The organism is Streptomyces sp. HP-A2021 (genome assembly GCF_022807935.1).
In the GTDB taxonomy this organism is placed as follows: domain Bacteria; phylum Actinomycetota; class Actinomycetes; order Streptomycetales; family Streptomycetaceae; genus Streptomyces; species Streptomyces afghaniensis.
Genome location: NZ_CP094344.1, coordinates 1,564,558 through 1,589,147, shown reverse-complemented (window position 1 = coordinate 1,589,147; position 24,590 = coordinate 1,564,558). Strand labels below are relative to the sequence as shown.

22 protein-coding genes are annotated in these 24,590 nt (G+C 71.2%); 21 read left to right on the top strand and 1 reads right to left on the bottom strand.

Annotated features, from left to right (window positions below; genetic code table 11):
• The first annotated feature begins 44 nt into the window (after positions 1-44).
• From MQE23_RS07205 to MQE23_RS07110, 20 genes are all read left to right on the top strand, one after another.
• Positions 45-1,850 (top strand): DUF5941 domain-containing protein, encoded by a 1,806-nt coding sequence (locus tag MQE23_RS07205; protein ID WP_243378595.1) that lies wholly within the window; start codon positions 45-47, stop codon positions 1,848-1,850.
• The gene (locus tag MQE23_RS07200; RefSeq protein ID WP_243378594.1) at positions 1,847-2,599 is read left to right on the top strand and encodes a phosphocholine cytidylyltransferase family protein; all 753 of its coding nucleotides are present in this window, start codon (positions 1,847-1,849) and stop codon (positions 2,597-2,599) included. Before MQE23_RS07205 ends, MQE23_RS07200 begins: the two co-directional genes overlap by 4 nt.
• A complete protein-coding gene (locus MQE23_RS07195; protein ID WP_020272207.1) occupies positions 2,587-3,648 on the top strand; it encodes an iron-containing alcohol dehydrogenase family protein in 1,062 nt (353 codons plus the stop codon). The genes MQE23_RS07200 and MQE23_RS07195 overlap by 13 nt, the downstream gene beginning before the upstream one ends.
• Positions 3,626-4,405: a CDP-alcohol phosphatidyltransferase family protein gene (locus MQE23_RS07190; RefSeq protein WP_082319843.1), complete on the top strand. Its 780-nt coding sequence runs from the start codon at positions 3,626-3,628 to the stop codon at positions 4,403-4,405. Before MQE23_RS07195 ends, MQE23_RS07190 begins: the two co-directional genes overlap by 23 nt.
• 5 nt (positions 4,406-4,410) lie before the next feature.
• A complete protein-coding gene (locus MQE23_RS07185) occupies positions 4,411-5,283 on the top strand; it encodes a glycosyltransferase (RefSeq protein WP_020272209.1) in 873 nt (290 codons plus the stop codon).
• A 95-nt stretch (positions 5,284-5,378) separates the two neighbouring features.
• Positions 5,379-6,308: an ABC transporter permease gene (locus MQE23_RS07180; protein WP_020272210.1), complete on the top strand. Its 930-nt coding sequence runs from the start codon at positions 5,379-5,381 to the stop codon at positions 6,306-6,308.
• Positions 6,301-7,080, top strand: coding sequence for an ABC transporter ATP-binding protein (locus MQE23_RS07175; RefSeq protein WP_020272211.1), 780 nt, complete (start codon positions 6,301-6,303; stop codon positions 7,078-7,080). Before MQE23_RS07180 ends, MQE23_RS07175 begins: the two co-directional genes overlap by 8 nt.
• 359 nt (positions 7,081-7,439) lie before the next feature.
• Positions 7,440-8,342 carry a squalene synthase HpnC gene (gene hpnC, locus MQE23_RS07170; protein WP_243378593.1) on the top strand — a complete coding sequence of 301 codons (903 nt, stop codon included), beginning with the start codon at positions 7,440-7,442 and terminating at the stop codon, positions 8,340-8,342.
• Positions 8,339-9,289, top strand: a complete 951-nt coding sequence (gene hpnD / locus MQE23_RS07165) for a presqualene diphosphate synthase HpnD (protein ID WP_020272213.1) — start codon at positions 8,339-8,341, stop codon at positions 9,287-9,289. The genes hpnC and hpnD overlap by 4 nt, the downstream gene beginning before the upstream one ends.
• A 203-nt stretch (positions 9,290-9,492) precedes the next feature.
• Entirely contained in the window at positions 9,493-9,654 is a 162-nt protein-coding gene (locus tag MQE23_RS43630; protein ID WP_342364981.1) for a DUF6380 family protein, read from the top strand.
• Positions 9,651-11,063 (top strand): hydroxysqualene dehydroxylase HpnE, encoded by a 1,413-nt coding sequence (gene hpnE / locus MQE23_RS07155; protein WP_243378591.1) that lies wholly within the window; start codon positions 9,651-9,653, stop codon positions 11,061-11,063. Before MQE23_RS43630 ends, hpnE begins: the two co-directional genes overlap by 4 nt.
• Positions 11,063-12,202, top strand: a complete 1,140-nt coding sequence (locus MQE23_RS07150; protein WP_082319842.1) for a polyprenyl synthetase family protein — start codon at positions 11,063-11,065, stop codon at positions 12,200-12,202. Before hpnE ends, MQE23_RS07150 begins: the two co-directional genes overlap by 1 nt.
• A gap of 122 nt (positions 12,203-12,324) precedes the next feature.
• Positions 12,325-14,442 (top strand): squalene--hopene cyclase, encoded by a 2,118-nt coding sequence (shc, locus tag MQE23_RS07145; protein WP_243378590.1) that lies wholly within the window; start codon positions 12,325-12,327, stop codon positions 14,440-14,442.
• Complete coding sequence (locus MQE23_RS07140) at positions 14,443-15,084, top strand: 1-hydroxy-2-methyl-2-butenyl 4-diphosphate reductase (protein ID WP_243378589.1); 642 nt, start codon at positions 14,443-14,445, stop codon at positions 15,082-15,084.
• 5 nt (positions 15,085-15,089) lie between these two features.
• Complete coding sequence (gene hpnH / locus MQE23_RS07135; protein WP_020272220.1) at positions 15,090-16,112, top strand: adenosyl-hopene transferase HpnH; 1,023 nt, start codon at positions 15,090-15,092, stop codon at positions 16,110-16,112.
• Between the two features lie 4 nt (positions 16,113-16,116).
• Positions 16,117-17,274: a flavodoxin-dependent (E)-4-hydroxy-3-methylbut-2-enyl-diphosphate synthase gene (gene ispG, locus MQE23_RS07130; protein WP_243378588.1), complete on the top strand. Its 1,158-nt coding sequence runs from the start codon at positions 16,117-16,119 to the stop codon at positions 17,272-17,274.
• A gap of 28 nt (positions 17,275-17,302) precedes the next feature.
• Positions 17,303-19,198: a 1-deoxy-D-xylulose-5-phosphate synthase gene (dxs, locus tag MQE23_RS07125; RefSeq protein ID WP_243378587.1), complete on the top strand. Its 1,896-nt coding sequence runs from the start codon at positions 17,303-17,305 to the stop codon at positions 19,196-19,198.
• Positions 19,195-20,610, top strand: a complete 1,416-nt coding sequence (locus MQE23_RS07120; protein ID WP_020272223.1) for an aspartate aminotransferase family protein — start codon at positions 19,195-19,197, stop codon at positions 20,608-20,610. The genes dxs and MQE23_RS07120 overlap by 4 nt, the downstream gene beginning before the upstream one ends.
• 59 nt (positions 20,611-20,669) lie before the next feature.
• A complete protein-coding gene (locus tag MQE23_RS07115) occupies positions 20,670-21,314 on the top strand; it encodes an XRE family transcriptional regulator (protein WP_020272224.1) in 645 nt (214 codons plus the stop codon).
• Entirely contained in the window at positions 21,311-21,430 is a 120-nt protein-coding gene (locus tag MQE23_RS07110) for a DUF6126 family protein (RefSeq protein WP_020272225.1), read from the top strand. The genes MQE23_RS07115 and MQE23_RS07110 overlap by 4 nt, the downstream gene beginning before the upstream one ends.
• A 22-nt stretch (positions 21,431-21,452) precedes the next feature.
• Here the strand turns inward: MQE23_RS07110 and MQE23_RS07105 are convergent, their stop codons facing one another.
• A complete protein-coding gene (locus tag MQE23_RS07105) occupies positions 21,453-22,250 on the bottom strand; it encodes a tyrosine-protein phosphatase (RefSeq protein ID WP_020272226.1) in 798 nt (265 codons plus the stop codon).
• A 179-nt stretch (positions 22,251-22,429) separates the two neighbouring features.
• Here MQE23_RS07105 and MQE23_RS07100 point away from each other — a divergent pair, with 179 nt between their 5' ends.
• Complete coding sequence (locus MQE23_RS07100; RefSeq protein ID WP_243378586.1) at positions 22,430-24,505, top strand: alpha-galactosidase; 2,076 nt, start codon at positions 22,430-22,432, stop codon at positions 24,503-24,505.
• Positions 24,506-24,590 lie beyond the last annotated feature (85 nt).

Genomic DNA, 24,590 nt, shown 5'->3' with positions numbered 1-24,590 from the left:
ACAGCACTGGCGCGGACGCGTCGGTACCCAGGGAGTGAATTCGGTTGTCGACCGCCATCCTCACCGGTCAGCCGGTCCCCGGATCGTCGATCGAGGGCGATCTGCGGTCCCTCGGCTTCGACGTGCGGGTCGCGGCCGACGCAGCCGAGGCCGAGACCCTGCTCGCCGGGGTGCCGGGCGACGAGCGAGTGGCCCTGGTCGACGCCCGGTTCGTGGGGCACGTGCACGCGCTGCGCCTCGGCCTCACCGACCCCCGCTTCCCGCTCGCCGCGATCCCCGGCGCCGTCACCGCCCAGCCCGCCGGCCGCCAGGCCCTGACCCGGGCGATGGCCCGCGAGAACTCCGCGGGCGGCGGCACCACCCTCGTCGACAGCCTCGCCGACCGCATCCTCACCGCCCTGGACGCCGACGGCGCCGACGTGCACCGCCCCGAGCTGGGCAGCCTCGTCGCCGCCGTCCCCGCCGACCCGCAGGCCCGCAACGAGGCACGGCAGGCCGTGACGGACGTCGACGACGAGGCCGTACGCCTGAAGTCGGCCGTGAAGTCCCGCGACGGCTTCTTCACCACCTACTGCATCAGCCCGTACTCCCGCTACATCGCCCGCTGGTGCGCCCGCCGCGGCCTGACCCCGAACCAGGTCACCACCGCCTCGCTGCTCACCGCCCTCATAGCGGCGGCCTGCGCGGCCACCGGCACCCGCGGCGGCTTCGTCGCGGCCGGCGTCCTGCTGATCGCGTCCTTCGTGCTGGACTGCACCGACGGCCAGCTCGCCCGCTACTCCCTCCAGTACTCCACGCTCGGCGCCTGGCTGGACGCCACCTTCGACCGGGCCAAGGAGTACGCCTACTACGCCGGTCTCGCCCTGGGAGCCGCCCGCGGCGGAGACGACGTCTGGGCCCTCGCCCTCGGCGCCATGGTCCTGCAGACCTGCCGGCACGTCGTGGACTTCTCCTTCAACGAGGCCAACCACGACGCCACCGCCAACACCAGCCCCACCGCCGCCCTCTCCGACAAGCTCGACAGCGTCGGCTGGACGGTCTGGGTGCGCCGCATGATCGTCCTGCCCATCGGCGAGCGCTGGGCGATGATCGCCGTCCTCACGGCGGTGACGACTCCCCGCATCACCTTCTACGCGCTGCTCATCGGCTGCGCCTTCGCGGCGACGTACACCACGGCGGGCCGCGTGCTGCGCTCCCTGACCCGCAGGGCCGAGCGGACCGACCGGGCGGCCGGGGCGCTCGCCGACCTCGCGGACAGCGGCCCGCTCGCCCAGGGCTTCGCGGAGGCGCTCAAGAGCCCTGCCCGCAGGCTGCCGGGCTTCACCGCCCCCGTCCTCGCCCTCCTCGGCGGTGCCGCCGTCGTCGCCGTGGCCGCGCTGACCGGCTTCGGCGGACCCTGGCCGGTCGTCGCCGCCCTCGCGTACGGCCTGACCTCGGGCCTGGCCGTCGCCCGCCCCCTCAAGGGCGCCCTCGACTGGCTGGTCCCCCCGTTCCTGCGCGCCGCCGAGTACGGCACCGTCCTGGTCCTGGCGGCCCGAGCGGACGTGAACGGAGCCCTTCCTGCGGCTTTCGGGCTGGTGGCCGCGGTCGCCTACCATCACTACGACACGGTGTACCGCATCCGCGGCAACGCCGGAGCGCCCCCGGCCTGGCTGGTGCGTTCCATCGGGGGGCACGAAGGACGGACGCTGCTCGTCACCGTCCTCGCCGCGCTGCTCACCGCCTCGCAGTTCAAGGTCGCGCTCACGGTGCTCGCCGTGGCCCTGGCCCTGGTGGTGCTCGTCGAGAGCATCCGCTTCTGGGTGTCCGCTGGGGCGCCCGCCGTACACGATGAAGGAGAACCCGCATGATCGGCCTCGTGCTGGCGGCCGGCGCCGGACGGCGTCTGCGCCCCTACACCGACAGCCTTCCCAAGGCGCTGGTGCCGGTGGGGCCCGCGGGCATAGAGGGCGAACCCACGGTTCTCGACCTGACACTCGGCAACTTCGCCGAGATCGGTCTCACCGAGGTCGCGATCATCGTCGGTTACCGCAAGGAAGCCGTGTACGAGCGCAAGGAAGCGCTGGAGAAGAAGTACGGCCTCAAGCTCACCCTCATCGACAACGACAAGGCCGAGGAGTGGAACAACGCCTACTCCCTGTGGTGCGGGCGTGACGCCCTCAAGGACGGTGTGATCCTCGCCAACGGCGACACAGTCCACCCGGTCTCCGTCGAGAAGACGCTGCTCGCCGCCCGCGGCGACGGCAAGAAGATCATCCTCGCCCTGGACACCGTGAAGGACCTGGCCGACGAGGAGATGAAGGTCGTCGTCGACCCCGAGAAGGGCATGACGAAGATCACCAAGCTGATGGACCCCGCCGAGGCCACCGGCGAGTACATCGGCGTCACCCTCATCGAGGGCGATGCGGCCCCCGAACTGGCCGACGCGCTCAAGACCGTGTGGGGGACCGACCCGCAGCAGTTCTACGAGCACGGCTACCAGGAGCTGGTGAACCGCGGCTTCCGTATCGACGTGGCGCCGATCGGCGACGTCAAGTGGGTGGAGATCGACAACCACGACGATCTCGCCCGTGGACGGGAGATCGCATGCCAGTACTGACCCGGCTCATCCCCTCGCCGCTGGTCGTGGACATCCGCCCGGGTGCCCTCGACGACCTGGCGTGCGTCCTCGCCGACGAGCGCATCTCGCATTCCGGCCGCCTCGCCGTCGCGGTCAGCGGCGGCTCCGGCGCCAGGCTGCGCGAGCGCATCTCGCCGAGCATGCCCGGCGCCACCTGGTACGAGGTGGGCGGCGGCACCCTCGACGACGCGGTCCGGCTGGCGAGCGACATAAAGGCCGGCCACTACGACGCGGTCGTAGGTCTCGGCGGCGGCAAGATCATCGACTGCGCCAAGTTCGCCGCGGCACGCGTCGGCCTGCCCCTGGTCGCCGTGCCCACGAACCTGGCGCACGACGGCCTGTGCTCGCCGGTCGCCACCCTCGACAACGACGCGGGCCGCGGCTCCTACGGCGTGCCGAACCCGATCGCGGTCGTCATCGACCTGGACGTCATCCGCGAGGCCCCGGTCCGCTTCGTCCGCGCCGGCATCGGCGACGCCGTCTCCAACATCTCGGCGATCGCCGACTGGGAGCTGGCCAACCGGGTCAAGGGCGAGCGGATCGACGGCCTCGCCGCGGCCATGGCCCGCCAGGCCGGCGAGGCCGTCCTGCGGCACCCGGGCGGCATCGGGGACAACGACTTCCTCCAGGTGCTCGCCGAGGCGCTCGTCCTCAGCGGCATCGCCATGTCGGTCTCGGGCGACTCGCGGCCGTCCTCCGGGGCGTGCCACGAGATCAACCACGCCTTCGACCTGCTCTACCCCAAGCGGGCCGCCGCCCACGGCGAGCAGTGCGGTCTCGGCGCGGCCTTCGCGATGTGGCTGCGCGGGGCGCACGAGCAGTCGGCGTACATGGCCGAGGTACTGCGCCGGCACGGGCTGCCCGTGCTGCCGGACGAGATCGGCTTCACGACGGACGAGTTCGTCAAGGCCGTCGAGTTCGCCCCGGAGACCCGGCCCGGCCGCTACACCATCCTCGAACACCTCGACCTGAACACCGAACAGATCAAGGACACCTACACCGACTATGTCAAGGCCATCGGTAGCTGAACTCCGCCCTGTCGTTCACCCCCCGGGGGTGAAGGACCGGCGCAGCGGTGAGCACTGGATGGGACGCCTCTACATGCGTGAGGTGTCCCTGCGGGTCGACCGTTACCTGGTCAACACCAGGGTCACGCCCAACCAGCTCACCTACCTGATGACCGTCTTCGGTGTGCTCGCGGCCCCGGCACTTCTCGTGCCGGGGATCCCGGGCGCCGTGCTCGGCGTGGTGTGCGTCCAGATGTACCTGCTGCTGGACTGCGTCGACGGCGAGATCGCCCGCTGGAAGAAGCAGTACTCGCTCAACGGCGTCTACCTGGACCGCGTCGGCGCCTACCTCACCGACGCCGCCGTGCTCACCGGCTTCGGCCTGCGCGCCGCCGACCTGTGGGGCAGCGGCCGGATCGACTGGCTGTGGGCCTTCCTCGGCACCCTTGCCGCCCTCGGCGCCATCCTGATCAAGGCCGAGACCGACCTCGTCGGCGTCGCCCGGCACCAGGCCGGGAAGCCGCCGGTCCAGGAGGCCGCCGCCGAGATCCGCTCCTCCGGCATGGCACTGGCCCGCAAGGCCGCCGCCGCGCTCAAGTTCCACCGCCTGATCCTCGGTATCGAGGCGTCCCTGCTGATCCTCGTCCTGGCCATCGCCGACCAGGCCCGCGGCGACCTGTTCTTCTCCCGGCTCGGCGTGGCCGTGCTGGCCGGCATCGCGCTGGTGCAGACCCTGCTCCACCTCGTGTCCATCCTCGCTTCGAGCAGGCTGAAGTGAGCGGTATGAAGGTCGGCGCCGTCATCATCACCATGGGCAACCGCCCCGACGAGCTGCGCGCCCTGCTCGACTCGGTCGCCAAGCAGGACGGCGACCCGGTCGAGGTGGTCGTCGTCGGCAACGGCTCGCCCGTCCCGGACGTCCCCGAGGGCGTCCGCACGATCGAACTGCCCGAGAACCTCGGCATCCCCGGCGGCCGCAACGTCGGCGTCGAGGCCTTCGGCCCGGCCGGCCGGGACGTCGACATCCTGCTGTTCCTCGACGACGACGGCCTGCTCGCGAGCCATGACACCGCCGAGCTGTGCCGGAAGGCCTTCGAGGCCGACCCGAAGCTCGGCATCATCAGCTTCCGCATAGCCGACCCGGACACCGGCGTCACCCAGCGCCGCCACGTGCCCCGGCTGCGCGCCGCCGACCCGATGCGCTCCTCCCGTGTCACCACCTTCCTCGGCGGCGCCAACGCCGTGCGCACCCGCGTCTTCGCCGACGTCGGCGGACTCCCGGACGAATTCTTCTACGCCCACGAGGAAACCGACCTGGCATGGCGGGCCCTCGACGCGGGCTGGATGATCGACTACCGGTCCGACATGGTGCTGTACCACCCGACGACCGCTCCCTCGCGGCACGCGGTCTACCACCGCATGGTCGCCCGCAACCGCGTCTGGCTCGCCCGCCGCAACCTCCCCGCGCCGCTCGTCCCCGTCTACCTCGGGGTATGGCTGCTGCTCACCCTCGTACGCCGTCCCTCCGGCTCCGCCCTGCGGGCCTGGTTCGGCGGATTCCGCGAGGGCTGGACGACCCCGTGCGGGCCCCGCCGTCCCATGAAGTGGCGTACGGTGTGGCGGCTGACCCGGCTGGGCCGGCCCCCCGTCATCTGACAAGCTCGTACCCGTGAGCATCCGGGCCGTACCCTGGCCCCCGGCTCATGCAGGCCCGGACAGGCCGCGCATCTCGAAGACGAAAGTTTCCACTAGTGAGTGAGACAACGCACGACGCCACGGTCGCGGTGAGCGCGCCCGTGGCGCCCGACGAGGGACTCACGGCGAGGGAGCTCGCCGCCAAGTACGGGCTGAGCGTCAGCGGCGCCCGGCCGTCCCTCATCGAGTACGTCCGTCAGCTCTGGGACCGGCGGCACTTCATCCTCGCCTTCTCCCGCGCGAAGCTGACCGCCCAGTACAGCCAGGCCAAGCTCGGCCAGCTGTGGCAGGTGGCCACACCGCTGCTGAACGCGGCCGTGTACTTCTTCATCTTCGGCCTGCTCCTGGAGGCCGACCGGGGCATGTCCCGCGAGGTGTACATCCCGTTCCTGGTCACGGGCGTGTTCGTGTTCACCTTCACGCAGAGCTCGGTGATGGCGGGCGTGCGCGCGATCTCCGGCAACCTCGGCCTGGTCCGCGCCCTGCACTTCCCGCGCGCCTCGCTGCCGATCTCCTTCGCGCTCCAGCAGCTCCAGCAGCTGCTGTTCTCGATGATCGTGCTGTTCGCCGTCACGGTCGGCTTCGGCCACTACCCGGACCTGTCCTGGGTGCTGATCGTGCCGGTGCTCGTCCTGCAGTTCTGCTTCAACACCGGCCTCGCGCTGATCATGGCCCGGGCGGGCGCCAAGACCCCGGACCTCGCGCAGCTGATGCCGTTCGTGATGCGCACGTGGATGTACGCGTCCGGGGTGATGTTCTCCATCCCGATCTTCCTCAAGGACAAGTCGGCCTGGATGGCGGACGTCCTCCAGTGGAACCCCGCCGCGATCTACATGGACCTGATGCGCTTCGCCCTCATCGACGACTACGACGACAAGTTCCTCCCCGACCACGTCTGGGCGGCCGCGGGCGGCTGGGCCGTGCTGTTCGCCCTCGGTGGCTTCGTGTACTTCTGGAAGGCGGAGGAGAGGTACGGCCGTGGCTGAGCAGAAGCAGGACGAACGGATCCCCACCGTCATCGCGGACGACCTCCACATCGTCTACCGCGTCAACGGCGCCAAGAGCGGCAAGGGCAGCGCCACCGCCGCACTCAGCCGCATCCTCAAGCGCGGCGAGGAGCGCGGGGTGCGCAAGGTGCACGCGGTGCGCGGCGTCTCCTTCGTCGCCTACCGCGGCGAGGCCATCGGCCTGATCGGCTCCAACGGCTCCGGCAAGTCGACCCTGCTGCGTGCCATCGCCGGTCTGCTCCCCGCCGAGCAGGGCAAGGTCTACACCGACGGCCAGCCCTCGCTGCTCGGCGTCAACGCGGCCCTGATGAACGACCTCACCGGCGAACGCAACGTCATATTGGGCGGGCTCGCCATGGGCATGTCCCGGGAGGAGATCAAGGAGCGCTACCAGGACATCGTCGACTTCTCCGGCATCAACGAGAAGGGCGACTTCATCACCCTGCCCATGCGCACCTACTCCTCCGGCATGGCGGCCCGTCTCCGCTTCTCCATCGCCGCGGCCAAGGACCACGACGTCCTGATGATCGACGAGGCCCTGGCCACCGGTGACCGCAAGTTCCAGAAGCGCTCCGAGGACCGCATCCGGGAGCTGCGCAAGGAAGCCGGCACCGTGTTTCTGGTCAGCCACAACAACAAGTCCATCCGCGACACCTGCAACCGCGTCCTGTGGCTGGAGCGCGGCGAGCTGCGCATGGACGGTCCGACCGACGAGGTGCTCAAGGAGTACGAGAAGTTCACCGGCAAGTAGCCCGGCCCGGTCAGGGCCCCGCCGGAACTGTTCCGGCGGGGCCCTGCGTCTGCAAAGGAAACGTCAACTCCGGCCCATCTTAGGAATCTTGGGGCCAATCGGTGTGTTCTCGTGATGCGCGGGACACCCTGGCGAACCTCGATGCGTTGTACAACGTAAGCTGTACCGGTCCCGAAACACGGCAATCAGGGCGATAATGCGCGACATCGCTCGTCGGACGGCCGTGCGGACGGCTGGGCGGCGTGTCCGAAATAGTGTGTATTGGGTCGGCAGTGTAGAACGGGAGATGTGACGGCAATGGCTACGGAAACTCCCCAGCTCCACGCAGCACGCGCCGTCCTCGCGCCGGGCAGCCGGCGGTGACGGGAACCGGCCCGGCGCGCGCCCTCGACCCGGAGCGGGGCACCCTCGCCAAGGCCGCGGGCGAGAACTTCCCGGTGGCCCCGTTCTTCCTGCCCCGGGCCTGGCGCACGGACCTCATGGCCGTCTACGGCTTCGCCCGCCTGGTCGACGACATCGGCGACGGCGACCTGGCCCCCGGCGGCGCCGACGCCCACCTGCTCGGTGTCTCCCCGCAGGAGGCCGAGGACCGGCTGGTCCTGCTGGACGCCTTCGAGGCCGACCTGCGCAGGGTGTTCGACTCGACCCCGCGTCACCCGCTGCTGCGCCGCCTCCAGCCGACCGTGCGCCGCCGCTGTCTGACCCCCGAGCCGTTCCTCGGCCTGATCGCCGCCAACCGCCAGGACCAGCTGGTCGGCCGGTACGAGACCTACGACGACCTCCTCGCCTACTGCGAGCTCTCCGCCAACCCCGTCGGCCGTCTCGTCCTCGCAGTCACCGGCACCTCGACGCCCGAGCGGATCCGCCGCTCCGACATGATCTGCACGGCTCTCCAGATCGTCGAGCACCTCCAGGACGTGGCCGAGGACCTCGGCCGCGACCGTGTCTACCTGCCCGCCGCCGACATGAAGCGCTTTCACGTCGAGGAGGCGGACCTCGCCACGAAATCCGCCGGAGCGTCGGTCCGTGCGCTGATTGCGTACGAAGCGCAAAGGGCCCGGGATCTCCTGAATGAAGGCGCCCCCCTGGTGGGTAGCGTCCACGGCAGGTTGAAGCTGCTGCTCGCAGGGTTCGTGGCGGGGGGAAGGGCGGCCGTGCGCGCCATCGCCGCCGCTGATTACGACGTACTTCCCGGCCCGCCCAAGCCCGGCAAGGTCCGGCTGCTGCGTGAGGTGGGCGTGACTCTGCGAGGAGAGGGGTGATCCGGACCGTGGAGTCGGAACCACACGCATCCCCGCCGGTACTCGCCGCCTACAGCTACTGCGAGGCCGTCACCGGGCGGCAGGCGCGCAACTTCGCCTACGGCATCCGGCTGCTGCCGACACCCCAGCGCCGTGCGATGTCGGCGCTGTACGCGTTCTCGCGGCGGGTCGACGACATCGGTGACGGTGCGCTCGCCGATGACGTCAAGGTGGCCAGGCTGGAGGAGACCCGGTCGCTGCTCACCCGGATCCGCGAGGGCGAGGTGGCGGAGGACGACACCGACCCGGTCGCCGTCGCCCTCACGCACGCTGCCGGGCACTTCCCGATCCCGCTCGGCGGCCTGGACGAGCTCATCGACGGCGTCCTGATGGACGTACGCGGCGAGACGTACGAGACCTGGGACGACCTGAAGGTGTACTGCCGCTGTGTGGCGGGCGCCATCGGGCGGCTCTCGCTCGGTGTGTTCGGCACGGAACCGGGGGCGCGCGGTGTCGACCGCGCGCCGGAGTATGCCGACACGCTCGGTCTCGCGCTCCAGCTCACCAACATCTTGAGGGACGTCCGCGAGGACGCCGTGGGCGGGCGCACCTATCTGCCCGCCGACGACCTCGCCAAGTTCGGCTGCTCGGCCGGCTTCACCGGGCCACGGCCACCGGAGGGCTCCGACTTCGCGGGCCTCGTGCACTTCGAAGTGCGACGGGCCCGCGCTCTTTTCGCCGAGGGCTACCGGCTGCTCCCCATGCTCGACCGGCGCAGCGGCGCGTGTGTCGCCGCCATGGCCGGCATCTACCGCCGCCTCCTCGACCGCATCGAACGCGACCCGGAGGCCGTGCTGCGCGGCCGCGTCTCCCTGCCCGGCCGGGAGAAGGCCTATGTCGCCGTGCGCGGCCTGTCCGGCCTCGACGCCCGCCATGTGACCCGACGGACCGTCAGGAGGCGCGCGTGACGAACGAACCGGTCCAGCCAGACGCCACCGGCGACCGGCCTCACACCCGCCGCGCGGGTGCGGGGCGGGGCGGTTCTGCCCGCGTGGCCCCGGTGGGCGAGCGTGGGTGCGACGTCCCGCGGGCTTGCCGCGGGACTGAGCCGGTGGTCTCGCTGGTCCGTCGGTGGGGGAGTGCCGGCGGCGGGCCGGGCGTTGAGACTCGCATGACCCCGGCGGTCGAGCGTGGGCGCGACACACCTCCCGGGCGCACCGTCGGAGACAAGCGGCGGGCAACCCTCCGGCGTGGGGCCGCGTCCCTGACGGAGACGGTCGGTCGCGCGCCGTTCGAGCAGTGCGGCCGGCGCGCAGGGGAGGGTGCACGATGACCCACGGCACGGGGTCCCAGGGACCGGTCGCCGACGGGCGGCACACCGTCGTGGTGGGCGGCGGGCTCGCCGGCATCACCACCGCGCTCGCGCTCGCCGACGCCGGCGTGCGCGTCACCCTGCTGGAGGGCAGGCCGAGACTCGGCGGCCTGGCCTTCTCCTTCCAGCGCGGCGAGCTGACCGTCGACAACGGACAGCATGTGTACCTGCGCTGTTGCACCGCCTACCGCTGGTTCCTCGACCGCATCGAGGGCGCGGCGCTGGCTCCGCTCCAGGACCGGCTCGACGTGCCCGTCCTGGACGCCGCGCGGCCCGCGGGGCGGCGGCTCGGCAGGCTGCGGCGCGACGCGCTGCCCGTGCCCCTGCACCTGGGCCGCAGCCTCGCCACCTATCCGCACCTGTCGCTCGCCGACCGCGCCAAGGTGGGCCGGGCAGCGCTCGCGCTCAAGGGGCTCGACCTCGCCGATCCGGCCCTGGACACGCAGGACTTCGGCAGCTGGCTGGCCGCGCACGGCCAGTCGGAGCGCGCCGTCGAGGCCCTGTGGGACCTGGTCGGGGTCGCCACCCTCAACGCCGTCGCGGGTGACGCCTCCCTGGGGCTCGCCGCGATGGTGTTCAAGACCGGTCTGCTGTCCGACCCGGGCGCCGCCGACATCGGCTGGGCGCGGGTCCCGCTCGGCGACCTGCACGACCGGCTGGCCCGCAAGGCGCTCGACTCGGCGGGCGTCCGTACAGAGGTCCGTACACGCGTCACCTCCGTCTCCGAGAACGTGAACGGAGGGTGGAGCGTTCAGGTTCCCGGCGAGACGCTCCAGGCCGACGCCGTCGTGCTCGCCGTACCGCAGCGCGAGGCGCACGACCTGCTGCCCGCGGGTGCCCTCGACGCACCCGAGCGGCTCCTGGAGATCGGCACCGCGCCGATCCTCAACGTCCATGTGGTCTACGACCGCAAGGTGCTCGCCCGGCCGTTCTTCGCCGCCCTCGGCACCCCGGTGCAGTGGGTGTTCGACCGGACCGAGGCGTCCGGACTGCGCGAGGGGCAGTACCTCGCGCTGTCGCAGTCGGTGGCCCAGGACGAGATCGACGAACCCGTGGCAGTGCTGCGCGAGCGGTACCTGCCCGAGCTGGAGCGGCTGCTCCCGCCGGCCCGCGGCGCCCAAGTGTTGGACTTCTTCGTCACCCGGGAGCGCACCGCGACGTTCGCTCCCACCCCCGGCGTCGGCCGCCTCAGGCCCGGCGCCCGCACCAAGGCATCCGGCCTGTACCTGGCCGGAGCGTGGACCGCCACCGGGTGGCCCGCGACCATGGAGAGTGCGGTCCGCAGTGGAGTCGGCGCGGCGGACGCCGTGCTGGGCGCCCTGGGCCGGCCCCGCCCGCAGCACCTCTTCGAGTTCGAGGAGGCGGCGTGATGCTCGCTCGGCACGGCGCGACAAGCGGCCCCCGCACCCCCGGTACCGCAACAAGAGGAGAGACTGTGCCCACTGTGCCCCCGGCCTCGAAGGCCGCTCGAGAGACCGCGGTGGACGTGACCGCGCTCCTGGAGCGCGGCCGGACTCTGGCCACTCCGGTACTGCGGGCGGCCATCGACCGCCTGGCACCTCCCATGGACACTGTTGCCGCCTACCACTTCGGCTGGATCGACGCCCAGGGCCGGCCCGCGGCGGGTGACGGCGGCAAGGCCGTGCGCCCCGCCCTCGCGGTGCTGTCCGCCGAGGTCATGTCAGCCGCCCCCGAGACCGGCATCCCCGGCGCCGTCGCCGTGGAACTCGTCCACAACTTCTCCCTCCTCCACGACGACCTGATGGACGGCGACGAGCAGCGCCGCCACCGCGACACGGTCTGGAAGGTGCACGGCCCCGCCCAGGCCATCCTGGTCGGCGACGCCCTGTTCGCCCTCGCCAACGAGGTGCTCCTCGAACTCGGCACCGTCGAGGCCGGCCGCGCCACCCGCCGCCTGACCACAGCCACCCGCGCCCTGATCGACGGTCAGGCCCAGGACATCTCCTACGAGCACCGCGACCGCGTCACCGTCGAGGAGTGCCTGGAGATGGAGGGCAACAAGACCGGCGCCCTGCTCGCCTGCGCCAGCTCCATCGGTGCCGTCCTCGGTGGCGCCGACGACCGCACCGCCGACACGCTGGAGAAGTACGGCTACCACCTGGGCCTCGCCTTCCAGGCCGTCGACGACCTCCTCGGCATCTGGGGCGACCCGGTCTCCACCGGCAAGCAGACCTGGAGCGACCTGCGCCAGCGCAAGAAGTCGCTGCCCGTCGTGGCCGCGCTCGCGGCCGGCGGCCCCGCCTCCGAGCGGCTCGGCGAGATCCTCGCCGCCGACGCCAAGAGCAGCGACGTCGAGAACTTCTCCGAGGAGGAGTTCGCGGCCCGCGCCGCCCTCATCGAGGAGGCGGGCGGCCGCGAGTGGACCGCCGACGAGGCACGCCGTCAGCACACCATCGCCATCGAAGCCCTCGACGCCGTGGACATGCCCGACCGGGTGCGGGAGCAGTTCACGGCCCTCGCGGACTTCGTCGTCGTACGAAAGAGATGATCACTATCGGTCGAATAGCCCTCGCGTAGTCGCCGGCCGGTGCCGCGAGACACCACGGAGCACCGGCCGACGGCGGACCCACAGCAGCTGCACACCTTGCACCACTGCACGAAGGGGAAGCCATGACAGCGACGACCGACGGAAGCACCGGGGCCCTGCCACCCCGCGCTGCCGCGGCCAGCGACACCGCCATCGACAACACCACCCCCGCGGCGGCCGGGGTACCGCAAGCCGCCGCCCGCGCCGCACAACGCGCCACCGACTTCCTGCTCTCCCTCCAGGACGCCCAGGGCTGGTGGAAGGGCGACCTCGAGACCAACGTCACGATGGACGCCGAGGACCTGATGCTCCGCCAGTTCCTGGGCATCCGCGACGAGAAGACCACCCGGGCCGCCGCGCTCTTCATCCGAGGCGAGCAGCGCGAGGACGGCGCCTGGGCCACCTTCTACGGCGGCCCCGGCGAACTCTCCGCCACCGTCGAGGCCTACGTCGCCCTCCGCCTGGCCGGCGACGAGCCCGGCGCACCGCACATGGCGAGGGCCTCCGCCTGGATTCGCGAGCAGGGCGGCATCGCCGCCGCACGGGTCTTCACCCGCATCTGGCTGGCCCTGTTCGGCTGGTGGAAGTGGGAGGACCTGCCCGAACTCCCGCCGGAGCTCATCTACTTCCCGAAGTGGGTGCCGCTCAACATCTACGACTTCGGCTGCTGGGCGCGGCAGACCATCGTCCCGCTGACGATCGTCTCCGCGAAACGGCCGGTACGCCCGGCGCCCTTCCCGCTGGACGAACTGCACACCGACCCGGACCGTCCGAACCCGGCCAAGCCGCTCGCCCCGGCGTTCAGTTGGGACGGCGCCTTCCAGCGGATGGACAAGGGCCTGCACGCCCTGCGGAAGGTCGCGCCGCGCCGGCTGCGCAGAGCCGCGATGAACAGCGCGGCCCGCTGGATCATCGAGCGGCAGGAGAACGACGGCTGCTGGGGCGGCATCCAGCCCCCGGCCGTGTACTCGATCATCGCCCTGCATCTGCTCGGCTACGACCTGGAGCACCCGGTGATGCGGGAGGGGCTGGCGTCCCTGGACCGGTTCGCCGTGTGGCGCGAGGACGGGGCCCGGATGATCGAGGCCTGCCAGTCGCCGGTGTGGGACACCTGCCTGGCCGCGATCGCGCTCGCGGACGCCGGACTGCCCGCCGACCACCCGCAGTTGGTGAAGGCCGCGGACTGGATGCTGGGCGAGGAGATCGTCCGGCCCGGTGACTGGTCGGTGCAGCGGCCCGGACTGCCGCCCGGGGGCTGGGCGTTCGAGTTCCACAACGACAACTACCCAGACATCGACGACACCGCCGAGGTGGTCCTCGCGCTGCGCCGGATCGCCCACCACGACCCGGTGCGGGTCGACAAGGCCGTGGGGCGCGGTGTGCGCTGGACGCTCGGCATGCAGTCGAAGAACGGCGCGTGGGCCGCCTTCGACGTCGACAACACCAGCCCGTTCCCGAACCGGCTGCCGTTCTGCGACTTCGGTGAGGTCATCGACCCGCCCTCCGCCGATGTCACCGCGCACGTCGTCGAGATGCTCGCGGTGGAGGGCCTCGCCCACGACCCGCGCACCCGGCGCGGCATCGAGTGGCTGCTGGCAGAACAGGAGCCCGACGGCTCCTGGTTCGGGCGCTGGGGCGTCAACTACGTCTACGGCACCGGGTCCGTCGTACCCGCCCTGGTCGCTGCGGGCATCCCCGCCGCGCACCCGGCGATCCGCCGGGCCGTGGCCTGGCTGGAGTCGGTCCAGAACGACGACGGCGGCTGGGGCGAGGACCTGCGCTCCTACAGGTACGTCAGGGAGTGGAGCGGCAGGGGCGCCTCGACCGCCTCCCAGACGGCGTGGGCCCTGATGGCCCTGCTCGCGGCGGGGGAGCGGGACTCCAAGGCCGTCGAACGCGGCATCGAGTGGCTCGCCGCCACCCAGCGGGAGGACGGTTCCTGGGACGAGCCGTACTTCACGGGGACGGGCTTCCCGTGGGACTTCTCGATCAACTACCACCTCTACCGGCAGGTGTTCCCGCTCACCGCGCTCGGCCGGTACCTGCACGGGGAGCCCTTCGCCGACCGGCACCGGGGCAGCGGGGCGGCCGGGAAGCCGAACGCGGCGGACGAAGGGAGCGGAGAGGTCAGCAAACCGCTCGCCGCGGCCAAGGCGAGCGGGGAGACCGGGAAGCCGCTCGCCGACGCCGAGGGGAGCTGAATGAGCACACAGCCCGCTCCGGCCCCGCTGCTGATCGCCTGCGCGCTCGGCATCGAGCAGTTCGCCCTGCGCGCGGGGGACCGTGGCGGCGCCGGCGGGCCGGTCACCGTGCTGCGGACCGGCATGGGGCCGGCGGCGGCCGAGCGGTCCGTCACCCGGATGCTCGCCGACCCGGCCCTGCGTGACGCCCCGGTCCTGGCCACCGGCTTCTGCGCGGGGCTCGCGCCCGGTATGCACCCCGGTGACCTGGTCGTCGCCGAGGAGACCCGCGACCCGCGCGGTACGACCGCCTGCGTCGGGACCGAACTGCTGGTCAAGGAGCTGGGCCGCGCGGTGCCCGGGCGGACCGTGCACACCGGGCCGCTCACCGGCTCCGACCACGTCGTACGCGGTCACGAACGGTCGGATCTGCGCGCGACCGGCGCGATCGCGGCCGACATGGAGTCGGCGGCCACGCTCCTGAGCGCCGTGCGCGCGGGCGAGCGCCCGGTTGCGGCCGTCCGGGTGGTCGTGGACGCTCCAGAACATGAACTCGTCCGGATCGGCACGGTGCGCGGTGGAATATCAGCTTTCCGTGTTCTTCGTTCCGTCCTACCCGCTTTCTTCGAATGGCACCGTTCCTTGCTGCTCCCCAGGAGGTGAGCCAGATGGCCATGCCGCTCCGACAGTCCATCAAGGTCGCTACGTACTTGGCTGAACAGAAGCTGCGCCGGCGGGACAAGTTCCCGCTCATCGTCGAGCTGGAGCCGCTGTACGCCTGCAACCTCAAGTGCGAGGGGTGCGGCAAGATCCAGCACCCGGCCGGGGTGCTCAAGCAGCGGATGCCGGTCGCCCAGGCCGTGGGGGCCGTGCTGGAGTCCGGTGCCCCCATGGTGTCCATCGCAGGCGGCGAGCCGCTGATGCATCCCCAGATCGACGAGATCGTGCGTCAGCTGGTGGCCAGGCGGAAGTACGTTTTCCTGTGCACCAACGCCCTGCTGCTGCGCAAGAAGATGGACAAGTTCAAGCCCTCCCCCTACTTCGCCTTCGCGGTGCACATCGACGGGCTGCGCGAGCGGCACGACGAGTCGGTGGCGAAGGAGGGCGTGTTCGACGAGGCGGTCGAGGCCATCAAGGAGGCCAAGCGGCAGGGCTTCCGGGTGACCACCAACTCGACCTTCTTCAACACCGACACCCCGCAGACCATCATCGAGGTGCTGAACTTCCTCAACGACGACCTCAAGGTCGACGAGATGATGATCTCGCCCGCCTACGCCTACGAGAAGGCCCCCGACCAGGAGCACTTCCTCGGCGTGGAGCAGACCCGCGAGCTGTTCAAGAAGGCCTTCGCCGGCGGCAACCGGCGGCGCTGGCGGCTCAACCACTCCCCGCTCTTCCTGGACTTCCTGGAGGGCAAGGTCGACTTCCCGTGCACGGCCTGGGCGATCCCGAACTACTCCCTGTTCGGCTGGCAGCGCCCGTGCTACCTGATGGCCGACGGCTATGTGCCGACGTACCGGGAGCTGGTCGAGGACACCGACTGGGACAAGTACGGCCGCGGCAAGGACCCGCGCTGCGCCAACTGCATGGCGCACTGCGGCTACGAGCCCACCGCCGTCCTCGCCACCATGGGATCGCTGAAGGAGTCCCTGCGCGCCATGCGCGAGACGGTCTCCGGAAACCGGGAGTGAGGCCATGACCGCCATCCCGCTGGGCGTTCCCCAGGTACCGGTCCGGCCGATCGCGGAGCGGCGCGTCTCGCGCCGGATCCAGGTCGGTCCGGTGGCGGTCGGGGGCGGGGCCCCGGTGTCGGTGCAGTCGATGACGACGACCCGTACGTCCGACATCGGCGCCACCTTGCAGCAGATCGCGGAACTCACCGCGTCCGGCTGTCAGATCGTGCGGGTCGCCTGTCCCACGCAGGACGACGCGGACGCGCTCGCGACCATCGCGCGCAAGTCGCAGATCCCGGTGATCGCGGACATCCACTTCCAGCCGAAGTACGTGTTCGCGGCCATCGAGGCGGGCTGCGCCGCGGTCCGCGTCAACCCCGGCAACATCAAGCAGTTCGACGACCGGGTCAAGGAGATCGCGCAGGCCGCCAAGGACCACGGCACCCCGATCCGGATCGGCGTCAACGCCGGGTCGCTGGACCGGCGGCTGCTCCAGAAGTACGGCAAGGCGACCCCGGAGGCGCTCGTGGAGAGCGCGCTGTGGGAGGCGTCCCTGTTCGAGGAGCACGACTTCCGGGACATCAAGATCTCCGTCAAGCACAACGACCCGGTCGTGATGATCGAGGCGTACCGGCAGCTCGCCGAGAGTTGCGACTACCCGCTGCACCTCGGCGTGACGGAGGCGGGCCCGGCGTTCCAGGGCACGATCAAGTCGGCGGTGGCGTTCGGCGCGCTGCTGTCGCAGGGCATCGGCGACACGATCCGGGTGTCGCTGTCCGCGCCGCCGGCCGAGGAGGTCAAGGTCGGCATCCAGATCCTCGAGTCCCTGGGGCTGCGGCAGCGCCGGCTGGAGATCGTCTCCTGCCCGTCCTGCGGGCGCGCCCAGGTCGACGTTTACAAGCTCGCCGACGAGGTCACGGCCGGACTCGAGGGCATGGAAGTGCCGTTGCGGGTCGCCGTCATGGGGTGTGTGGTCAACGGACCCGGCGAGGCGCGGGAGGCCGATCTGGGGGTGGCCTCCGGCAACGGCAAGGGTCAGATCTTCTTGAAGGGCGAGGTCATCAAGACCGTCCCCGAGTCGAAGATCGTCGAGACGCTGATCGAAGAGGCGATGAAGCTCGCCGAGCAGATGGAGCAGGACGGCGTGGGGTCGGGGGAGCCGGCCGTCACCGTGAGCTGAACAGCACGGAACCGAAGGGGGCCCGAGCGTGACGATTCTGGAGAGCATCCGGGGACCACGCGACCTGAAGGCGCTGTCCGAGCCGGAACTTCGCGAACTGTCCGACGAGATCAGGGAGTTCCTGGTGCACGCGGTCGCCAGGACCGGAGGTCATCTGGGGCCCAACCTGGGGGTGGTGGAGCTCACCGTCGCCCTGCACCGGGTCTTCGAGTCGCCGGTCGACCGCATCCTGTGGGACACCGGCCACCAGAGCTACGTCCACAAACTGCTGACCGGGCGCCAGGACTTCTCCAAGCTGCGCGGCAAGGGCGGCCTGTCGGGCTACCCCTCGCGCGAGGAGTCCGAGCACGACGTCATCGAGAACAGCCACGCCTCCACGGCGCTGGGCTGGGCCGACGGGCTCGCCAAGGCCCGCCAGGTGCAGGGGGAGAAGGGCCACGTCGTCGCGGTGATCGGGGACGGCGCCCTGACCGGAGGCATGGCCTGGGAGGCGCTGAACAACATCGCGGCCGCCAAGAACCGCCCGCTGATCATCGTCGTCAACGACAACGAACGCTCCTACGCCCCGACCATCGGCGGCCTCGCCAACCACCTCGCGACGCTGCGCACGACCGACAGCTACGAGCGGGTCCTCGCGTGGGGCAAGGACGTGCTCCAGGCGACGCCCCTGGTCGGAAACACTCTCTACGAGGCCCTGCACGGCGCGAAGAAGGGCTTCAAGGACGCGTTCGCCCCGCAGGGCCTGTTCGAGGACCTGGGCCTGAAGTACGTGGGCCCGATCGACGGGCACGACATCGGGGCCGTGGAGTCCGCCCTGCGGCGCGCGAAACGCTTCCACGGTCCGGTCCTCGTCCACTGCCTCACGGAGAAGGGCCGCGGCTACGAACCCGCTCTCGCCCACGAGGAGGACCACTTCCACACCGTCGGCGTCATGGACCCGCTGACCTGCGCGCCGCTCTCCCCGGCGGGCGGCCCCTCGTGGACCTCGGTGTTCGGCGACGAGATCGTCCGGATCGGTGAGGAACGGGACGACGTGGTCGCGATAACCGCCGCCATGCTCCATCCGGTCGGCCTGGGCAGGTTCGCCGAGCGGTTCCCGGACCGGGTGTGGGACGTCGGTATCGCCGAGCAGCACGCGGCCGTGTCCGCTGCGGGCCTGGCGACGGGCGGCCTGCACCCGGTCGTCGCCGTCTACGCCACCTTCCTCAACCGCGCCTTCGACCAGCTCCTGATGGACGTGGCCCTGCACCGGTGCGGGGTGACCTTCGTGCTGGACCGGGCCGGTGTCACCGGCGTCGACGGGCCCTCCCACAACGGCATGTGGGACATGTCCGTCCTCCAGGTCGTCCCCGGCCTCAGGATCGCCGCGCCGCGCGACGCCGACCAGCTGCGCGCCCAGCTGCGCGAGGCGGTCGCCGTCGACGACGCGCCGACGCTGCTGCGCTTCCCGAAGGAGTCCGTCGGCCCGTCGATCCCGGCGGTCGACCGGGTGGGCGGACTCGACGTGCTGCACCGCGCCGATCGAGCGGAGGTGCTTCTGGTCGCCGTCGGTGTCATGGCGCCGGTGTGCCTCCAGGCCGCCGAGCTGCTCGAAGCCCGCGGCATCGGCTGCACCGTCGTCGACCCCCGCTGGGTCAAGCCCGTCGACCCGGCGCTGCCCGGTCTCGCCGCCGAGCACCGCCTGGTCGCCGTCGTCGAGGACAACAGCCGGGCGGCCGGGGTCGGTTCGGCCGTGGCGCTGGCCCTGGGAGACGCCGACGTCGACGTGCCCGTACGGCGCTTCGGGATCCCGGAGCAGTTCCTCGCGCACGCCAAGCGCGGCGAGGTGCTCGCCGACATCGGCCTGACACCCGTCGAGGTCGCCGGACGGATCAGCGCGAGCCTGACCGTGAAGAAAGAGCTGTCCGAGGAGCCACAGGAATGACCACCGCCGAATCCGCGTCGGAGCCGTCACAGGCCGGGGAGTTCGACCTCGGCGCAACTCTGGCCGAGCGCGGAGCCGAGCGCTACGAGCTGCACACCCGGTACCTGAACCACCAGCTCCCGCGCATGCTGCACACCATCGGCTTCGACAAGGTCTACGAGCGCGCCGAGGGCGCCTACTTCTACGACGCGGACGGCAACGACTACCTGGACATGCTCGCCGGGTTCGGGGTGATGGGCCTGGGCCGCCACCACCCCGTGGTGCGCAAGGCGCTGCACGACGTCCTGGACGCCCGGCTCGCCGACCTCACCCGGTTCGACTGCCAGCCGCTGCCGGGCCTGCTGGCCGAGAAGCTGCTCGCGCACAGCCCGCACCTGGACCGGGTGTTCTTCGGCAACAGCGGAACGGAGGCCGTCGAGGGAGCGCTGAAGTTCGCCCGCTTCGTCACCGGCAGACCCAGAGTCCTGTACTGCGCGCACGCCTTCCACGGCCTGACCACCGGCTCCCTCTCCGTCAACGGCGAGTCCGGCTTCCGGGACGGCTTCGCCCCGCTGCTGCCCGACACGGCCGTACCGCTCGGCGACCTCGACGCGCTGGACAGGGAGTTGCGCAAGGGTGACGTCGCCGCCCTGATCGTCGAGCCGATCCAGGGCAAGGGCGTGCTGGCAGCCCCGCCCGGCTATCTCCTGGCCGCCCAGGAACTGCTGCACCGGCACAAGGCGCTGCTCATCGCCGACGAGGTGCAGACGGGCCTCGGCCGCACCGGCGACTTCTACGCCTACCAGCACGAGGAGGGGGTGGAACCCGACCTGGTGTGCGTGGCCAAGGCGCTCTCCGGCGGCTACGTACCGGTGGGGGCGACGCTCGGCAAGGACTGGATCTTCAAGAAGGTCTACTCGTCGATGGACCGGGTGCTGGTCCACTCGGCGAGCTTCGGGTCCAACGCGCAGGCCATGGCGGCCGGCCTGGCGGTGCTGTCGGTGATGGAGAACGAGCAGATCGTCGCCGGTGTCCGCGCCACCGGGGAACTGCTCAGGTCCCGGCTCGCGGCGCTGACGGACAAGTACGAGATGCTCGCCGACGTCCGCGGCCGGGGCCTGATGATCGGTATCGAGTTCGGCAGGCCGAAGTCGCTGAAGCTGCGCAGCCGCTGGGCCATGCTCCAGGCCGCGCGCAAGGGGCTGTTCGCGCAGATGGTCGTCGTACCGCTGCTCCAGAAGCACCGGATCCTCACCCAGGTCTCCGGCGACCACATGGAGGTGATCAAGCTGATCCCGCCGCTGATCATCGGGGAGCGGGAGGTGGACCGGTTCGTCGACGCCTTCACGGCCGTGATGGACGACGCGCACGACGGGGGCCTGATGTGGGACTTCGGCAAGACGCTTGTCAAGCAGGCGGTGGCGAACCGCTGACCTTTTGCCTCTGAGGCAAGAAATTTGCCGCACGGGCAAGGCTCCGGCTGAATGGAGGCATGAGCTCCTCCGAGACCGAGCGGTCCTCCGGGGCCGCCCCGTCGCCTGACCAGGCAGCGGATGCGCTGCCCGCCGTCGCGCCCCAGCTGCGGTCGTTGCGACGCCAGGCCTCCCTGACCCTGGAGGCCGCGGCCCGCGCCGCCGGGCTGTCGCCCGCCCACCTCTCCCGCCTGGAGACCGGGCAGCGCCAGCCCTCCCTGCCGATGCTGCTCGCGCTCGCCCGCATCTACGGTACGACGGTCGCCGAGCTGCTCGGTGAGACGGCCGCCGCCCGGGACGCCGTCATCCGCGCCGCCGACATGGAACCGACCGCGGCGGGCGGCTGGACGTACTGGCAGGCCGGCGCGCCCGCGCGCGGGATGCAGGCCCTGCGCGTCCACGTCCCGTACGGCTCCCAGGGCGACATCGTGCGCGTCCATCCAGGTGAGGAGTGGCTGCACGTGCTGCGCGGACGGCTGCGACTGCGCCTCGGCGACACCACGCACCAGCTCGCGCCCGGCGACAGCGCCCACTTCGACTCGCTGACCCCGCACCGGATCGCCGCCCAGGACCCGGACGGCGTCGAACTGCTCTTCGTCCACACCCTCTTGCAGAGCCCCACGGCCGCCCTGTGCCTGGGCCCCACCCCGGGAGACACGCCGTGAAGGACATGGAGGAGAAGTTCCCCCGCGCCCTGTGGGTGCGGCTGCTCATCTACCTCGTCGTGGGCCATGTCTTCGCGGCCTTCGTGTACCTGCTGTTCGAGGTGGGGGCCAAGTAGCCGCCGGGCCGGGCGCCGTACGTCAGTCGAGCAGCCGCTCGCGCAGCCGCTCCCGGGTCTGCGGGGTGAGCCCGAGCCCCTTCTCCAAGTAGGGGTCGACGCCGCCCCAGGTCTCCTCGATGGTGTCGAAGGCCGCCGTCAGGTACTCGGCGCGCGCGTCGAACAGGGGGCTGAGCAGCTCCATGACCTCGGGGGAGTAGGCCGAGGCGGCGGAGCTGCTGCGGTGCACCTTGTAGCGGCGGTGCTTGGCGTTGGACTTCAGGTAGTCGTCGACGATCGCCTCGCGCTCGACACCCAGGGCGAGGAGCGTCACCGCGATGGACAGACCCGCCCGGTCCTTGCCCGCCGCGCAGTGCATCAGGGCGGGGACGCTGTCCTCGGCGAGCGCGTGCAGCACCTGGGAGTGCTCGGCCGTGCGGTTCCCGATGATCATGCGGTATGAGGCGATCATCCGGTCCACGCCCTTGCCGTCCGAGAGGATCGCGCGCAGCTGGTCCAGGTCGCCGTCGCGCACCATCTTCCAGAACTCGGCGCCGTCGGCGGGGTCGCTCAGCGGCAGGTTCACATTGCGCACGCCCGGCAGCTCGACGTCCGGCCCTTCGAGCTTCTGGTCGGCCGCGTTGCGGAAGTCGAAGATCGTGTGCAGGCCCAGGGTGGCCAGGAAGGCGGCGTCCTCCCCGGTCGCGTGCGCGAGGTGGCCGCTTCGGAACAGCACTCCCTGCCGCACCCGCCGTCCGTCCACGGTCGGCAGTCCGCCCACATCGCGGAAGTTGCGCACTCCGGCCAGCTCGGGCTCGGTCGACGGGACCTGCTGTGTCACGAGGGCTCCTCCCCTTCGGCGCCGCCGGCGCGGCTCGTCGACGGGCACCACTCGACGATACGACATGCCTGCCTGGGGCAATGAGTTGTCCACAGGCGTTGCCGGGAGCCCCCGCGGCGCTTGATGATGTTGGGGCCTGGTCGCACCTGGTCGGGCTTGTTCGAACCTGTGAGGCCTTGATGCTGGACATCTCCGAAGACGGTCGTACATGGGTGCTCTCCGGGCCGGCCAGCAGCTACGCCGTCCACGTCACCGACCGCGACGAGCTGCTGCACCTGCACTGGGGCGCCCGGATCGGCCTGGCCGACGCCGAGGCCCTCGCCGTCCGGCCGCTGCCGGACTACTGGCCCTTCGAGTCACCGCTCGACGGACGCGAGGAGTATCCGGTCGAGGGCGGCCCCCGTTTCACCCGGCCCGCCCTGTCCGTACGCACCGGCGAGCGGCGCGGCACGGAGTGGACCTACGAGGGCCACGACACCGAGGACGGTGAGCTGCGGCTGCGCTTCCGCGACGGCGACCTGGCCGTCACGCTGCACTACCGGATGCGCTCCGCGACGGACGTCGTCGAGCGCTGGGTGACCCTCGACAACCACGGACCCGCCGTCGAGGTGCTGCGCGCCGACTCCGCCACCTGGACCCTGCCCGACCGCGACACCTGGCGGCTGTCCCAGCTGCACGGCCGCTGGGGCGCCGAGTCCCGGCTGGAGCGCTCCGCCCTCACCCACGGCGAGAAGGTCGTCGGCAGCCGCCGCGGCCACACCGGTCACCAGCACCTGCCGTGGGTCGCGCTCGACACCGACGCGACCGAGGAGCACGGCGAGGTCTACGGATGCGCCCTGGGCTGGTCCGGGTCCTGGCGGATCGCCGTGGCCCAGCTCCCGGACGCGCGCGTGCAGATCACCGGCGGGGCCGGGTACGACGACTCGGGCCTGCTGATGCTGGGCACGGGGGAGTCGTACACGACCCCCGTCTTCGCCGGGCTCTGGACCGACGGCGGCCACGGCGGGGCCAGCCGCGCCTGGCACGCCTACCAGCGGACGTACGTGGTCCCGGGCGCCGACCAGGACCGGCCGGTGCTGTTCAACTCCTGGGAGGCCACCGAGTTCGACATCTCCGAGGAGCAGCAGCGGGCGCTCGCCGAGCGGGCCGCCGCCATGGGCGTCGAGCTGTTCGTGGTCGACGACGGCTGGTTCGGGGCGCGCACCAGCGACCGGGCCGGGCTCGGTGACTGGACCCCCAATCCCGACCGCTTCCCGGGCGGCCTCAAGCCGCTCGCCGAGCACGTGCACGGCCTCGGTATGCAGTTCGGGATCTGGGTCGAGCCGGAGATGGTCAACCCGGACAGCGACCTGTACCGCGCGCATCCGGACTGGGTGCAGCATCAACCGGGACGAAAGCGGACGGAGTTCCGCAATCAGCTCGTACTGAACCTGGCTCGTGAGGACGTCCAGGAGTACCTCTGGGAGCAGCTCGACGGGCTCCTCTCCAGCGCGCCGATCGACTACGTCAAGTGGGATTTCAACCGCTGCTTCACCGACGCCGGCTGGCCGGACGACCCCTACCCGCAGCGGCTGTGGATCGACCACGTGCACGCCCTGTACGGCCTGCTGGACCGGCTGCGGGCCGCCCACCCCGGGGTGGCCTTCGAGTCCTGCTCGGGCGGCGGCGGCCGGATCGACCTCGGTGTGCTCGGCCGCACGGACCAGGTGTGGACCTCGGACAACACCGACCCCCTCGACCGGCTCGCCATCCAGCACGGCTTCAGCCAGATCCATCCGGCCCGCGTCATGGCGGCCTGGGTCACCGACAGCCCGAACGCCATGCTCAACCAGCGGGCCAGCTCCCTGCGGTTCCGGTTCGTCAGCGCCATGGCCGGAGTGCTCGGGGTCGGCGGCGACCTCACGAAGTGGACGGAGCGGGAACTCGCCGAGGCGCGGGACTGGGTGGAGCTCTACAAGGAGATCCGGCCCGTGGTGCAGCGCGGCGACCTGTACCGGCTGCGCCCGCCGGAGGGCGGTCTGAGTGCAGTGCAGTATGCCCTCGGCGACGAGATTGTCGTCCTCGCCTGGCTCCAGGCGCAGCGCTACGGCGAGCCCGTTCCGGCGCTCCGGCTGCGGGGTCTTGACCCCTCGGCATCGTACAAATGCCTCGAAACGGGCGAAGTTCATCGAGGCGCCGTGCTGCTCCACCACGGGTTGCGGGTCGGTCTGCGCGGGGATCTGGACGCCACCGTCGTCCGGCTTCAGCGCAAGTAGCCGTTCTGTCCGAATAGGGAGTGCTTCGGTTATTTAGGCATAACGTGCCCCGACCGTAAAGGAGATGAGGTCGGGGTGCGTGAGC